Annotated in this window: 9 protein-coding genes; 4 read left to right on the forward strand and 5 right to left on the reverse strand. The window is 47.2% G+C overall.

Going from position 1 to position 15,217, the window contains the following annotated elements; genetic code table 11:
* Positions 1-334 precede the first annotated feature (334 nt).
* A complete protein-coding gene (locus ACO0K8_RS05670) occupies positions 335-2,923 on the forward strand; it encodes a bifunctional diguanylate cyclase/phosphodiesterase (RefSeq protein WP_422945643.1) in 2,589 nt (862 codons plus the stop codon).
* An 87-nt stretch (positions 2,924-3,010) separates the two neighbouring features.
* Here ACO0K8_RS05670 and ACO0K8_RS05675 read toward each other — a convergent pair whose 3' ends face one another.
* The 4 genes from ACO0K8_RS05675 to ACO0K8_RS05690 form a co-directional block, all read right to left on the reverse strand.
* Positions 3,011-3,541 carry a response regulator gene (locus tag ACO0K8_RS05675; protein ID WP_422945644.1) on the reverse strand — a complete coding sequence of 177 codons (531 nt, stop codon included), beginning with the start codon at positions 3,539-3,541 and terminating at the stop codon, positions 3,011-3,013.
* Entirely contained in the window at positions 3,541-4,854 is a 1,314-nt protein-coding gene (locus tag ACO0K8_RS05680) for an HD domain-containing phosphohydrolase (protein ID WP_422945645.1), read from the reverse strand. The genes ACO0K8_RS05675 and ACO0K8_RS05680 overlap by 1 nt, the downstream gene beginning before the upstream one ends.
* The gene (locus ACO0K8_RS05685; protein ID WP_422945646.1) at positions 4,851-6,416 is read right to left on the reverse strand and encodes an ATP-binding protein; all 1,566 of its coding nucleotides are present in this window, start codon (positions 6,414-6,416) and stop codon (positions 4,851-4,853) included. Before ACO0K8_RS05685 ends, ACO0K8_RS05680 begins: the two co-directional genes overlap by 4 nt.
* A gap of 61 nt (positions 6,417-6,477) precedes the next feature.
* Positions 6,478-7,806, reverse strand: a complete 1,329-nt coding sequence (locus ACO0K8_RS05690) for an ATP-binding protein (protein ID WP_422945647.1) — start codon at positions 7,804-7,806, stop codon at positions 6,478-6,480.
* A 238-nt stretch (positions 7,807-8,044) separates the two neighbouring features.
* Here ACO0K8_RS05690 and ACO0K8_RS05695 point away from each other — a divergent pair, with 238 nt between their 5' ends.
* Positions 8,045-9,112 (forward strand): phosphotransferase, encoded by a 1,068-nt coding sequence (locus tag ACO0K8_RS05695; protein WP_422945648.1) that lies wholly within the window; start codon positions 8,045-8,047, stop codon positions 9,110-9,112.
* 98 nt (positions 9,113-9,210) lie between these two features.
* On the opposite strand, the gene ACO0K8_RS05700 is transcribed toward ACO0K8_RS05695, so the two are convergent.
* Positions 9,211-13,002: an EAL domain-containing protein gene (locus ACO0K8_RS05700; protein ID WP_422945649.1), complete on the reverse strand. Its 3,792-nt coding sequence runs from the start codon at positions 13,000-13,002 to the stop codon at positions 9,211-9,213.
* Positions 13,003-13,181: 179 nt separating this feature from the next.
* On the opposite strand from ACO0K8_RS05700, the gene ACO0K8_RS05705 reads away from it, so the two are divergent.
* Both ACO0K8_RS05705 and ACO0K8_RS05710 read left to right on the forward strand, forming a co-directional pair.
* Entirely contained in the window at positions 13,182-13,874 is a 693-nt protein-coding gene (locus ACO0K8_RS05705) for a glutathione binding-like protein (RefSeq protein WP_422945650.1), read from the forward strand.
* 6 nt (positions 13,875-13,880) lie between these two features.
* The gene (locus ACO0K8_RS05710; RefSeq protein WP_422945651.1) at positions 13,881-15,107 is read left to right on the forward strand and encodes a DUF2863 family protein; all 1,227 of its coding nucleotides are present in this window, start codon (positions 13,881-13,883) and stop codon (positions 15,105-15,107) included.
* The last annotated feature ends 110 nt before the right edge of the window (positions 15,108-15,217 follow it).

Raw genomic sequence — 15,217 nt, forward strand, 5'->3', positions numbered from 1 at the left:
AGCCTTCAAATAGCCCGTCGAGTACGGGCTATTATTTTGTCTATCGTGATTTCAGAACTAAAAGACCGAAGACTTAACAGTGCTTGCTTAGTGCGATCAACGTCTCACTGATACCGGAAAACATAAAAGCTCCTCATCCCTGCTCTTAGCTTTCTTGCGTCGTCTGCCAATAGCGAAAAAATGAATAAGTGCTGCTCTGGCAGCGGCTACTTTGGTGTGCATTGCCCGGTCAAAAATTGCAGAGCTTGGTGCTTCTCCCTAACTTTATACGCTACACTCATTATCGGTCGCACTAGAATTTAAGCCGATTTAAGTCATTAGTTCATGGAGTGACATGAATACTGAGCAAGCCGCCACAAATACCCCCCTGACTCGATTCCGACGCGTTCCCGCGACGGCCTTGCTCAACGCCTGGTCGCCGCAGGTTTTTTGGGTAACAGTGCTCACGCTGCTGCTGATCTTTGGCCACCTCCTTCCGGCAGCTAAATTTTTTGCTACGCCGGCCAACTACCTGCCGCTGCACACCTTACTTGAATTTATCTCGATGGCGGTTTCGGCGATGGTGTTTGCCCTCGCCTGGAACTTACGCAGGCAGTCGGGTAACAGCCACAGGATGATACTTGGCGCCGGTTTTCTGGCGGTCAGCATGATAGATTTCGCGCATACCTTATCGTTCGCCGGCATGCCTGATCTGATCACACCTAGTGATCCGGAAAAAGCGATTAATTTTTGGTTGGCCGGCCGTTACACGGCGGCAGCGGTGCTGCTTGGCGTCGCGATATTCCCCTTAAAACAATGGTCGATAAGACGTTGCAAAGCGGCCATATTGATCGCATTCGTGTTTGTCGGCATAGTCTGGTGGATGGGCTTAAACAGCGTCGGATGGCTACCTCGCACTTTCATCCACGGCCAAGGACTGACGGCGATCAAGATCGGTGCCGAATATCTGTTAGCCCTTTTGTATGGAGTCGCAGCCATACTGCTATACCGGCAAAGCAGGCGCATAGACAACGAGGATTTAAGATGGCTGGCAGCCGCCTCATGGGTGCTCGGCCTAGCTGAAATGTTTTTCACCCTGTATCAAGACGTCACCGACACCTTTAATTTATTAGGCCACCTGTATAAAGTCATCGCTTATATTATGGTGTATCTGGCGCTGTTCGCCGCAGGCGTACTTGCGCCCTACCGTGAACTTGACCTAGAACATGCACGTTTACAAACGCTCCTAGCTACAATTCCCGATCTAATTTGGCTCAAGAATGAACAAGGAATCTATATTTCCTGCAATAAGGCCTTCGAACGCTTTTTCGGCGCACGAGAATGCGAAGTAATCGGTAAAACTGATTACGATTTTGTCAGTCATGAGCTAGCTGACTCTTTCCGGAAAAACGATAAAGCCGCAATGGCAGCCAATCGACCCAGCGTGAACGAAGAATGGCTCAGCTTTGCTGCTGATAATTATCGAGGACTGTTCGAAACCACCAAATCAGCTATGTACACCCCTGACGGCAAGCTGATTGGCGTACTCGGTATTGCACACGACGTCACCGCCCGAAAAAACGCCGAAGACGAAATCAGAAATCTGGCTTTCTTTGACCCTCTGACACATCTGCCCAACCGTAGATTGCTGCTAGACAGATTGCAACATGCCCTGACCGCCAGCCTACGTAGTGAGAATAACGGAGCACTACTGTATATCGACATGGACAATTTTAAACCGCTCAACGATACGCTAGGCCATGACGTCGGCGATCTGTTACTACAAACCGTCGCCGAGCGCCTCACCAGCTGTGTCCGTGATGTCGATACCGTGGCGCGCCTGGGTGGCGACGAGTTCCTGATCATGCTCGACAACCTCAACAGCAAGATCGATGATGCGGCCAAACAAAGCGAGCTGATCGCAGAAAAAGTTTTACTATTACTCAGTCAGACCTACCACCTGGACGGCCACGAACATCACAGCACCGCCAGTATAGGGATCGCCTTGTTTACCGACTACCAGGGACAAAGCGGCATAGAAGAACTCTTAAAGCGAGCAGATCTAGCGATGTACCAGGCCAAGGCGGCGGGCCGTAATACCTTACGCTTCTACAATCCTGAAATGCAAGCGGCAGTCACTGCGCGCGCCGCGCTTGAGACCGATTTACATGAGGCGATACGCAGTCATCAGTTTGTTCTGCACTATCAGCCACAGATGGATAGCCTTGGTGCGGTCACTGGCTGCGAAGCGCTGTTACGCTGGCAGCATCCGCAGCGCGGTCTGGTGCCGCCGCTTGCCTTCATCCCGCTCGCAGAAGAATCCGGCATGATCGTGCCGATAGGCAGATGGGTACTTGAGACAGCCTGCCAACAACTAGTCACTTGGGCCACCCGCCCAGAGACCTCCCACCTGAGCATTTCAATCAATGTCAGCGCCCACCAATTCAGACAAGTGCATTTTGTCGATGAAGTGCTGGCTACTTTACAGCGCAGTGGTGCCGATCCACACAGACTCAAATTAGAATTAACAGAAAGCCTGTTGCTCACCGATGTTGAAGACGTCATCGCTAAGATGAATCAGCTTAAAAAGCACCAACTGGGATTTTCCCTCGACGATTTTGGCACCGGATACTCGTCGCTGTCCTACGTCAAGCGCCTGCCGCTCGACGAATTAAAGATAGACAAATCCTTTGTCAACGATGTACTGAACAACCCAAGCGACGCCGCAATCATCCGCATTATCATCGCCTTCGCCCAAAGCCTGGGTTTAGACGTCATTGCAGAGGGCGTAGAAACCCAGGCACAACGCGACTTTTTGGAGCAAACCGGTTGCCACCACTACCAAGGCTATTTTTTCAGCCGGGCGCTATCGAGCCAAGACTTCGACAAATTTATTGAGCACACGCTGAAGGTCTACAAAGAAAATCAAAGTGTCACAAATTGACCGCGCCAGCGCGCATATCCCATGCGGCCCGCAGGCCATGTTGCTCTGGAAGGCGCATGGAATATGCGCGCTGGCAGGGAGCCTAATTTAATCAAGCAACACCGAGCCGTCCGGGCCCCAGCGCACCTTGGTAATGCCCGGATCACTCTCTTCCAGACGTTTTGCCTCTTGCTCTTGTGGCGTCATCGCACCACGCTGCACTCTTAATTCATCGGCGAGCTGGCTATCTTCAAGTTCCAGATCACGGTGTTTTCCAGCGGCGAGTATGGCGTCTTTCAAGTCTTCGCTATTCCAAGGTTTGGCGATATAGCGAAATATTTCCGCTTCATTGATAGCACCTATGATGGTGTTGAAATCGGCCGAGGCACTGAGCATCATGCGTATTGCATGCGGTTGCAGCTGCTTGGTCAACCTTAACACCTCGACGCCATTCATGCCTGGCATGTGGTAATCCGAAATCACGAAATCAAACGCCATCTCATTGAGGCGCTGCACTGCCATTTCTGGCGCAGTAAAGGCTTCAATTTTAAGATCCATGTCCTTAAAAATTTGCCGCAAACTGCGTTGCAAAGCCTGCAAAACATTTTGTTCGTCGTCCAGTAATAAAATGCGCCGCATTATTTTCTCCTGTTAGTACGAATACGTACCGTCAATTTACCATTCCCGGATACGTCATACAACATCAGTCGCTCTATCACATGCGGCTCTAAGACATGATCCGCAGGCAATAATAGTAATCCTTCTTTAGAAATTACGTCGGCACACAGTATCATTCCGGGGAGTAAATTTTTCGCAGCGATTTCCTGATACTCAGGCTCATCGATGCCACCGTTAAAGACATGCTTAAAGGCCGCAACTACCTTCTCGTCGTAGCGATTACCGGCCCCATGAATAATCAAAGCCTGGGCGTCATCGGCATGCACCCGTTTCGCCGTCAAGCCGCCAATTTGTAAATTATCATAGTCACTAGCCAGCGCCAGTATGCGCGCCCCAAGCGGAATTGCCTCGCCCTGTAAACCATCCGGAAAACCCCTGCCGTCAAAGCGCTCGTGCTGGTAGCGCAGCATTTTCGCGGTTCCTTGCAAATCCTCTAGCGGCATCAGCAACTGCTCTGCACGTATCGTGTGCTTATGAAATACGCCCAGCTGATCGCCACTTAATTGACTGACCGGAGTATCTAGCAATTCATCCGAAAATCCAATTTTCCCTATGTCGGCCAATAAACCAGCGACAAAAATTTCTTGAATTTCACGCGCTTCCAGCCCCATATTTTTGGCGATCTTGCGTGCAAGATCTGCAACCCGGCGTGAGTGCCCGGCCAACTTACCGCCACGCATTTCTATAACATTCGAAAAGACTTTAATTGAGGTTAAAAAACTGTTTTTTAGTTTTTCGTTAACATGCAGCAAGGAGTCATGCGCCGCTCTAAGTGCGACGGTGCGCTCTTCCACCTTGGCTTCCAGACTCGCATTTAAAGATTTTAATTCTTCATTTTGCCTATGCGTGAGTTCTTCCAGTCGCTTTTTTTCTATCTCTAGCGCTTTGCGCTCCAGCGCCTGGCGTACCACCAGGATGATGTCGTTGTCATCCCAGGGCTTGGTGATGTAACGGTAAATTTCGCCACGATTTATGGCATCGATAATCGATTGCACATCGGAATAACCGGTCAATAACAAGCGTATGGTGTCCGGCCAGCGCACCCTGACCTGCGCCAAAAATGCGGCACCGTCCATGATAGGCATACGCATGTCCGAGATCACTAAATCGATAGGCTGCTCCTCCAACACCGCCAAACCTTCCTGACCTCCAAGCGCAGTCAAGACCTGATAGCCCTTACTGCGAAACAAACGCCGCAGCGAGGACAAAATATTCGGCTCATCATCCACGCAAAGAATTTTAGGTAGTGGATCCGTGCTGATATCTAGGCTCATGGGATAGCACTTTCATTGGCATCATCGGCAAACACATGTTTAATCGGCAGGCAAATCGTAAAACTTGTTCCCTTACCCAGTTCACTGGCAACGCGAATATCGCCATTATGTTTTTTAATTATTCCGTACGAAAGAGACAGGCCAAGGCCAGTTCCTTTGCCTATCGGTTTGGTGGTAAAAAACGGATCAAAAATACGCGTAACGATCTCCTTAGGGATGCCACTGCCGTTGTCGCTCACTTCGATATACACGTGGCTAGTATCGGCCGACGTGCGCACCTTAATTTGTCCTCTGGTCTCGCCTATCGCATGGGAGGCATTTACCACCAGATTCATAATCACCTGATTGATTTGCGATTGCAGACACTCAATATCCGGAATATCGCCATACTCTTTAATGACATCGGCTTTATACTTTATTTCGTTATTCACCACATTTAAGGTGGAATCGATGCCCTGATGCAGATTCGCCCATTGCCACTCAAGATTGGAATCGACACGAGAAAAATCTTTCAGATCCTGCACAATTTTCCTGACGCGCTCTATCCCCTCTTTCGATTGCAGCATCAGTTCAGGAATATCTTCTTTCAAAAAATCCAATTCAATTTTTTCTTTTATTTTTTTCAGTTCGGCAACCACAGTCGGCTGTCCGATATGGGATTCTATCGACTCATAGTATTGGATGATTTCAAACAAATCATCCATGTAGTTTTCCAGGGTGCCAAAATTAGAGAAAATATACCCGACCGGGTTATTAATTTCATGCGCGACACCGGCGGCCAGTTGCCCTATCGATGCCATTTTTTCAGATTGCAGCAATTGTTCCTGGGCTTTGGAAAATTGCACATTGAGGTCGGTCAGCTCGTTATTGCGACGAATTAATTCATTTTCTATCGCTTCTCTTTGCTTGATATCCGCTTCCAGTTTCTGATTGAGCTCACCCAACTGTAGCGTGCGCCTGACCACCAGTCCCTCCAGATTATCGTGCGCTTGACGCAAAGCTTCTTCGGCCTCGTACCGTTCCGTAATGTCTTCTAAAGTCTCGATTGCACCGATCACCTCGCCACGATTATTGTATAAAGGCGCAGCGGTAAAGTGTAACCACAAACCACTTTGACCAAGATTAGGAAAAAAATCAGTAGCCTCGTAGGCTCCTTTAATTAATTGCGATGTTTTAAATTTACTTTCATAAAATTGGCCTATGCTATTTTCAACTTGTACGTCCAGAATAAGATCGGCCAGTACAGGTCGGCTCATCTTATAAAACGGTTTCCATTGTCTTTGCGTGGAAACCATCGTCGCGGCCGAGTAACCGAGCATATACTCGCAGGCCTTATTCCAATGAGTGATGACGTGATTGGCATCGAGCACAAAAGTGGCCACCGGACTGCTGTCGAGGAATTGAGACAACTCTATACCCATCTTATCTAAAGCCTTGGTATCGGGCTTGTCTTCAGAAAACAATACGGTATGCGAATGATCGCTAGCTTCAATTTTGATACGTGCAGTATCTCCAGTGACGGATGCCTGTTCCGTTGGCAAGGACATATTCTTCTCTGACACGTCATTCCCTTTCACAAAAATACCTTGGTTGCTGCAGCGAAGTATTAGACGAACTTAAACATTATGAAACATTAGTCACAAGTTCGGGATGTAGCGGCAGATGGATAGTAAAACTACTGCCCTTCCCGACTTCGCTCTGTACTTCTATTCTGCCACCATGTTTTTTTACGATGCCATACGACAGTGAGAGGCCCAATCCAGTCCCGCTACCGACTGGTTTGGTGGTAAAAAAAGGTTCAAAAATACGGTTCAGGTTTTCTGGAGCAATTCCACCTCCTGTGTCGGCAATTTTGATCCAGATCCCGGCATCATTACTCCCCGTGCTGACTGTAATCACGCCTGTCTCTTTTATCGCATGGGCGGCATTCACCAATAAATTCATGAAGACCTGATTCAGTTGTGAAATAAGGCATTTCACTAGCGGCAATTGGCCATAGTCTTTGACTACACTGGCCTTGTATTTAATCTCATTCATGACAATATTTAAGGTGGTATCGATACCTAGATGAATATCTGCCTCAATTAATTCGGTTTCGCCCACATGCGAAAAATCTTTTAATGACTGCACGATATCCTTCACGCGCTTGAGTCCATCCATAGATTCGTTCACCAGATCGGCGACATCGTCTTTTAAAAATTCTATGTCGGCATTTTTTCTGATTTCTATAAATCGCTTGGTCACCTCATGCCCTTCGGGGAATTTTTTTACCAAGCCATCATATTGATCCAGAACATCAAATAAAGTGGCCACATAGGTTTTGAGCGTCCCCATATTTGAATTCACAAATCCAACCGGGTTATTGATCTCATGAGCGATACCTGCCGCTAATTGCCCAACCGATGCCATTTTCTCCGATTGCACAAGTTGTTCTTGCGCCTCCTGAAGTTTGCCTATCAATGTTTGTTGTTCTTCGCCTTTTTTTTGCAGGGCACTCTCCATTTGCTTACGTTCCGTGATATCGGTTAAGGAACCAACCACCTCGACCGGATTACCTGCCTCGTCACGTATTAGCCGCAACATATCGTGCATCCAGACATAATGTCCCGACTGGCTCATAAAACGATATTCGTAGGTGCGCTGCCCCTCAGAAAAGAGCATTGCTAAACTGGAAAAAATTTGCGCTACATCGTCAGGATGAATGTGGTTAAACCAAAAATTGGGATCAGAGACCATCTCTTCAGGGTGATAACCAAGCACGTGGTAAGCGTTACCGCTAACGAAGGTCATTTTAAAATCGCCAGTCGGGACGCTGGTATAGATAATTGCGGGAGTATTATCAAGCAGGTATTGCAAACGGTCGCTGTTTGATGTCGCAACGAGGCCATCTGAAATTAGGTGCGTTTCAGTTTTTGAAGCATCAAAACTAAAATCATCAAACTGATCAGCCATGCTTGGTGCCCCGATCCACATGTTAAAAAGAAATGTTGGAACAATGAGGTAATAACCAATACCAACTCATCATACCTAAGTTAAATCAAAATTTTGGGAAAATAATTACTTCCGTATGTTTTTTTAGAATTTGAAACACAGATCAAGAAATAAAATAGTACGATCGTACGATTTATTGTTATAAAATGCTCTAATATGATGAGAAAATAAGCCAACAAACCACCATAGCGGAGACACGATGTTTGAAGAATTCATGGGCACCATGGCAGTAAATGATAGACAAAAATTTGATATCGCGGCATTGGCAGACTATATGCGCCAGCACGTTGAAGGTTTTGATGCCAGCTCCGCCGATAGCCTGATCGTCGAGCAATTTAAGGGCGGCCAATCGAATCCAACTTTTAAGTTGACCGCAGGTGATCAACGCTATGTGATGCGTGCCAAGCCTGGCCCCAGCGCCAAGCTACTGCCCTCCGCTCACGCCATTGAACGCGAGTTCAAAGTCATGAATGCCTTGAATAAAGCCGGATTCCCGGCGGCCAAACAATATGCCCTATGTAGCGATGAAGCGGTGATAGGTCGCGCCTTCTACATCATGGAATTTGTCGATGGTCGTGTGCTTTGGGATCAGTCACTACCAGGCATGACACCGTTGCAACGTGGTGAAATTTATGACGAATTGAACCGCGTGATCGCTCAGTTGCACAACATCGATTACGCAGCGATAGGCTTAGCCGAATTCGGCAAACCCGGTAACTATTTTGCGCGCCAGATTGATCGCTGGACCAAACAATACCGCGCCTCGGAGACCGAAAAAATCGAGGCCATGGATAACTTAATTGCATGGCTCCCACATCATATTCCGCAAGGTGAAGATACCAGCATAGTGCACGGCGACTACCGTCTCGACAACATGATGTTCCATCCCACCGAACCGCGCATACTGGCCGTACTCGACTGGGAACTCTCCACATTAGGGCATCCTTTAGCAGATTTCTCTTACCATTGCATGAGCTGGCATGTGACACCAGGCCAGTTCCGTGGCATCGCCGGGCTTGATCATCAGGCATTAGGTATCCCTAGTGAACAAGAGTACATCGCCAAATATTGCGAGCGCACCGGAAAAACTATACGACCAGAAGATTTCAACTTCTATCTCGCCTACAATTTATTCCGTATGGCGGGTATTTTGCAAGGCATTATGAAACGCTACGTAGACGGCACCGCATCTAGTGCCCAGGCAAAAAAATCTGGCGAGGCGGCACGTCCGATGGCGGAATTGGGCTGGAGCTACGTGAACAAATAACAGCTTGCCCCCTTTTCCAGACGCAGGCAAAGGGGGCATTATCTGATGGTTTAGAGTGCGGATATTTATTGCATACCCTAACAAGTATCCTGCTATCGTCAATTAATTATGACGCTACTAAATATGACGAGTTTGCCGCTCGATTGCGAAAACTCCCCCATGCGACGCCATTTGAAATCGTAGTAATGATCGCTGATTTTAAACAGCACATCGGCACCCTCATCGGCCTCAGAAATTGCCTCGTCTAACTCAGGCAATATCAAGGCCAACTCTTCTCCCAACAATGATCCTATGCCGTCAAACAACGTCACGGCCGCATCATTAACAAAGGCCACGACATTGGCGTCATCCAAACCGATAACGGCCATCGGTGTATGTTGCAATACTTCCCTAACGATATTGAGACTCATGGCATCACGAGTAATTTGCTGTTGCTTTTGCTGCAACACCTCGGCTAAATGGCGATTTGCTATCGCCAATTCATGGTTACTAGTTCTCACCTTTAAAGAAAGCTGGCGATTATCATCCGCCAATTCTTTGTATCGAAATGCGTCTTTAATATTCTCTCGCAGTTTTTCATCATCCCAAGGTTTAGTCAAAAATCGGAACACTGCGCCTTCATTAATCGCATCCGTCACCGAATTAAGTTCGGTATACCCTGACAACACCATTCTTACCGTTTCTGGATAGCCTTCTTTTACATTGCGTAAAAATTCCACCCCTGTCATTCCCGGCATGCGTTGATCAGAAATAATGACGTCAACCTTGTTTGCGGCAAGAATCTCCAGCCCTTCTGCACCGCTATTCGCGGTCAAAATATGATAGCCATCTCTACGCAATAAGCGCTTCAATGAGGAGACGATATTTTGCTCGTCATCCACCAAGAGCAGAGTCTTTTCTGGTTTGCTCAGGCGTAACAAGTGCGGCGCCAAATGACGATCATCCTTCATAAGCAATTCGGCAGCGTCAAACGGGATCGGTTTGGAATAGAAATAGCCCTGAATCTCGTCCGCCATATTATCCCGTAAAAATTCGCATTGAGCTTCGGTCTCTACGCCCTCTGCCAGCACTTTAATACCTAGACTGTGCGCCATACCGATCACTGCGATCACGATCGATGCATCTTGCGTACTTGAGGTAATTTCACGTACAAACGATTGATCAATTTTAACTTTATCAAATGGGAAAAGTTTTAAATAACTCAGGGATGAATAGCCGGTGCCAAAATCATCCAGGGACAGCGTAATGCCCAATTGTTTTAAGGCCCGCAGGGTAATTTGGCTGACATTGGCATTTTCCATCAACACGCCCTCGGTAATTTCTATGCATAGTGCGCTGGCAGGAAGCTGATAGCGGTCGAGCGCCGCTTGTATATGCATGATTGCGTTCGGATTGCGAAATTGACGCGGAGAAAAATTAATCGCGATTTGCGGTACGGCTAGTCCGCGATCCATCCATTGTCGAATATCCTTGCATGCCCGATCTAAAACCCAGGCACCGATGGCGTTGATCACTTCACATTCTTCTGCCACAGGGATAAACCGGGTCGGGCTAATCGCACCCAACGTGGGATGAGTCCAACGTATCAAGGCTTCAAAACCGGTAATTTTTCCTGTTTGCAGATCCATCAATGCCTGATAATGCAAATCAAATTGATCCTCGCCAATTGCTAGATATAAAGCGTTTTCAAGTGCAACTCTTTCGTTGACTTGATTAGACATGGCTCCTTCGTAAAATTGAAAATTATTCCGTCCTTGTTCTTTGGCGTGGAATAAGGCGGTATCGGCACACTTAAATAAGTCGCCAAAATCAAGTCCATCATGTGGATATAAGGCAATCCCGATCGAGGTGCTTATTTTCAGCGTGTGTTGCTGAATGATGAAAGGCTCCCAGATTGCATCGAGAAGTTTTCTTGCGACTCGCGATGCGCCCTTTTCCCCGGCTCCAGGCAATAACACAATGAACTCATCACCGCCTTGCCTCGATAACACATCACCTTCACGCAGCAAGCTTTGGAAGCGTTTGGCGACCTCAATTAATAATAAATCACCTATGTAATGGCCTATGGTGTCGTTAACATCCTTGAAGTGATCCAAATCCAGGAACAGAACCGCCAAACTAGATTGATTTAAACTGGCAGCCTTCACCGCCTTAGCACTTTGATTTTGCATAAACAGCAAATTCGGCAAACCAGTGAGCGTATCAAAATTAACCAGACGCTCAATATCTTCTTCGGCTTTTTTGTGCTGGCTTAGATCGACAAACATACCTATGTAATTGGTAATTTCTCCCTCAGAATTGACAACCGCATTTATTTGCAACCATTCCGGATAGTGTTCGCCATTTTTACGGCAATTCCAAATTTCGCCCTCCCAGCGGCTTTCTTCTTTAATTTTTTGCCACATATCGGCATAAAAGCTGCGATCATGACGCCCCGACAAAAGCATATGAGGTTTGCGGCCTATCACTTCGTTCGCCTCATATCCGGTAACGTTCACGAAACTGGCATTCACCATCACAATGTTTTGCTCTGCATCGGTCACTGCGATGCCGTTCGGATTATTTTCAAATACAGCCTTAGCCAGCGTAGCGCGCGACTCTGCCAGTTTGCGGTGCGTAATATCATGGTGAACTGCCACGAATTGCTCAAATTCACCAATCGCATTTTTCACAGAATTGAGCGAAATCTCATTCCAAAAGGTAGTGCCGTCTTTGCGGTAACTGAGAACTTCGCCAAAAAACGCTTGCCGATTGCCTAAGCTAGCTTGAATTTTTTTCACCGCATCGGGCGCACTGTGCTCCCCCAAGACGACGCCGCAAGGCCGTCCGAGTATTTCGTCCTCGCTATAACCGGTCATCTCTTGAAAGGCCCGATTTACATAGACAATGTGGCGCTGATCGTCGCTGATTAAAATACCTTGGGAAATGGCATCAAGAGCCTGCCCTTTAGACTGCAACTCTTTGAGTTTCGAAAGCAAGGTGTTTTTATGATCAATCTGTTCACTGGCATAGAGTGCCAGCGACATCCCGAGAAAACAGGCAATAAATGTAAAGAAACCGTAATTACTTAAGCCAGTCAAAATCATGTCTTCGCCAAAAGCGCCGGTCCCGATGATAGAACCCCAAAACGATTGTATCGCTACAAAAAGCAAAACTACTGAAGTGATCCTGGCACCAAGAACAATCGCGATCCAGGAAATAAAAAGAAACATCCAGTACGATCTGGCGATGTTTCCCAACTCCAGTTGAAACCAATCAAAAAAGATCACCTGTCCAGCGAAAAAACAAATAGAACAAAAAATACATGCTTGTATCGTTTTTCGGACAGACGGTAATGACCATTTATCACGGAATACGCTCAAAACCACTGGTATCACTAGCACGCAGGCAACCGCATCGCCCAACCAGAGAGTCGAAAATCGAAGGAAGAAAAATTCTGATGAGAGATTGCCAAAGAAGAGTAAAGCAAGGGAGATGCAAACAGGGCGAATAAGGGTACTAATAAAGCAGACTAAAATAATTAAGAAAAAATAATCTTTTAATGATTTTAACGATAATGACGAGGTATTTTTTTTGCGGTAAAAACCATACAAATAAAAACCCAACAATGCCTGGCAGGTCGCGCCCACGGCATACGCGAAAATGACGAAGTTTGATGCGTCCAGAAAGATGAGCGCGACTATAGAACCAAGCAAAATCCCCATCGCATATTGAGCACCCCATAAAATGAGTACGGAAACTGCGAATCCGCTGGCTAAATAAGGAACGGCAACAAATTTCAGAACTGAAAAATAATGCAAGTTAAGGTAAGCGAACAAGGCATAAAATAATGCGACACTTGCTTGTTTTAACATTGTCTCGAAGGAAAATTGAATCTGTAAACGCGGCATATTGCATGTCCCCGGTATTTTCACTGCAAAATAGACAACGATCCATCTTAAAGATAGCACATTGTAAATTAAGAGTCATTGTTTTTTCCATGAAGCATTTTTAATAAGCATCACAACACATCTCGGAAAAATTCTGCATAATAAGCACAACATAATTTTCACCTAAGTAAGGAAACAAAATGATAGATGCTTACTCCTGGCCTACGCCTAATGGACACAAAATTCATATCATGCTGGAAGAATGCGGCCTGCCGTATCGCGCCATCGGTGTAGATATCGGCGCTGGCGATCAGTTTAAGCCTGAGTTTCTGGCGATCTCGCCAAATAACAAAATCCCGGCTATCGTCGATGCCGATGGCCCTGATGGCAAACCGATTTCGCTGTTCGAGTCGGGTGCAATTTTGGTGTATCTGGCTGGCAAGACAGGTAAATTTCTAGGCGAAACCGACCGTGAAAAATACAATGCATTGCAATGGCTCATGTTTCAGGTCGGCGGCTTTGGCCCCATGCTGGGTCAGGCCCATCATTTCCGTATTTACGCACCCAAAAAAATAGACTATGCCTTTGATCGCTACACCAACGAGGCTAAACGGCTGTATAGCGTAATCGAAACGCAGCTATCACAAACGCCGTATCTCGCCGGAAATAGTTACAGCATTGCCGATATCGCGGTCTACCCCTGGGCCCGTTCGGCCGACAATCAAGGGATAGACTGGGCCGATTATCCGCATGCCAAACGCTGGTTCGATACCATCAGCAAACGCCCTGCAGTCCAACGCGGCGTCAAAGTCTTGAGTGATTTACGCAAGCCCCTGAATGACGCTAAAGCCAAAGATGTCTTGTTTGGTAAAACCCAATATTCAAAAAAATAGAAACACATGCGACGATCACCAGAAAAAAAATCAAGTAAATTAGTTGCCGATGGTCTGCGACTGGCCAATCTGTCGCTAGCAGTAGCGCAATCGGCCAGCCGTATCGAAGATATTGCCTGGCAAGCACAGCTAGATACGCTAGTTGCCAAAAATTTACAGCAAAAACATCAAAGCGTGCTCGATGCTGCCGCCGAACATTTATTCAAGAACCATCCAAATGCCTATGAAGTGCTGCTCGAAACAATGGAGTCCATTTGCACCTCTAGCCGCATCGAGTATAAGAACGAACAATACGATGTATTGTTGATGGTGGCACCGGTATTGGCATGGAGCCGCTTTGAGATCGCCTCTGGCGCAATCCCTGCCGCCAAGATCGACGCCATCACCAGTTTATGGCAGCAACTTTTACTTTCTGAGCAAGCCCGTTTGCGGGTATTGCCGCATCTGTTCGCCATCGATCAGTTGCCGCCTACCCACTGCGACGCCTATGGCTTAATGGAAAAAACCGTATTTAATCTATTGAAGCAAGAAGCACCGATTGCACCGCAAGAATTACCGCAAACCGTGCCGTTTCTAGCCGATAGCCGCTATTTGCTAGGCGTGGTGGTAGTGCCAGCGGGCCAGCCACTATTTCGCTGGCAGAGTATCTCATCGCCGTTTGATTGCGCCCTGGCAAAGAGCGAAATTTTGGCCAAATGGCAGGAACAGGCTGCGCCCGTACTGATGCGTCTCTTGCCCGGATGCAGCGTAGAACTATTACTACCCGAGGCGTATTACACCGGCTGCCGCGAAGCCGATATACGGATACGCCCTATTTCTATCCGCTCTGCGGTGTTTTACCTGACCCAAACCCTAGGTGTAGAAGCAAGTGAACTCACTGCCATCGTGGCCGGCTTTGGGGTACAGGAAATGCCTGGGCAAATCGATGAATATCGCGTCAGTTTTACCCTGAGCGATGCCCCAGAAGTCATTTACGGTGTGGTATGGCCCTTATACCAGCAAGATGATGAGATCAACGCCATGGGCAATGCCGATGACGACAATTTACCGGGAGAGCTTCCTGCCATTTTGACCGAGTGCGGCGTCAGCAAACTCCTGCGCATTGCGGATATTTTCGCGATGGAATTTTGCGACGATTGCAGTGCGCCCTTGTTCTCCGATAAAGAGGGTGATCTGGTCCATACCGAAATGCCTGAGAGCGCCCCCCCCCAGGGTTCTGAGCATTTTCATTAAAAATCGATCAGATTTAATCCACTACTGATCTCACGGCAAGTACGAGAAAGAGCCGGCGATACTGTTGTATCTCCGGCTCTTTTTTATACCCAAATTTAAGAATCTCAATT

Origin of the sequence: Undibacterium sp. Ren11W, assembly GCF_049340485.1 — a bacterium.
Taxonomy (GTDB): Bacteria; Pseudomonadota; Gammaproteobacteria; order Burkholderiales; family Burkholderiaceae_D; genus Undibacterium.

What these genes read in the sequence shown, in the direction of transcription:
- ACO0K8_RS05670 (WP_422945643.1), top strand. Translation starts at nt 335, where the DNA reads ATGAATACTGAGCAAGCCGCCACAAATACCCCCCTGACTCGATTCCGA.
- ACO0K8_RS05675 (WP_422945644.1), bottom strand. Translation starts at nt 3,541, where the DNA reads ATGCGGCGCATTTTATTACTGGACGACGAACAAAATGTTTTGCAGGCT.
- ACO0K8_RS05680 (WP_422945645.1), bottom strand. Translation starts at nt 4,854, where the DNA reads ATGAGCCTAGATATCAGCACGGATCCACTACCTAAAATTCTTTGCGTG.
- ACO0K8_RS05690 (WP_422945647.1), bottom strand. Translation starts at nt 7,806, where the DNA reads ATGGCTGATCAGTTTGATGATTTTAGTTTTGATGCTTCAAAAACTGAA.
- ACO0K8_RS05695 (WP_422945648.1), top strand. Translation starts at nt 8,045, where the DNA reads ATGTTTGAAGAATTCATGGGCACCATGGCAGTAAATGATAGACAAAAA.
- ACO0K8_RS05700 (WP_422945649.1), bottom strand. Translation starts at nt 13,002, where the DNA reads ATGCCGCGTTTACAGATTCAATTTTCCTTCGAGACAATGTTAAAACAA.
- ACO0K8_RS05705 (WP_422945650.1), top strand. Translation starts at nt 13,182, where the DNA reads ATGATAGATGCTTACTCCTGGCCTACGCCTAATGGACACAAAATTCAT.
- ACO0K8_RS05710 (WP_422945651.1), top strand. Translation starts at nt 13,881, where the DNA reads ATGCGACGATCACCAGAAAAAAAATCAAGTAAATTAGTTGCCGATGGT.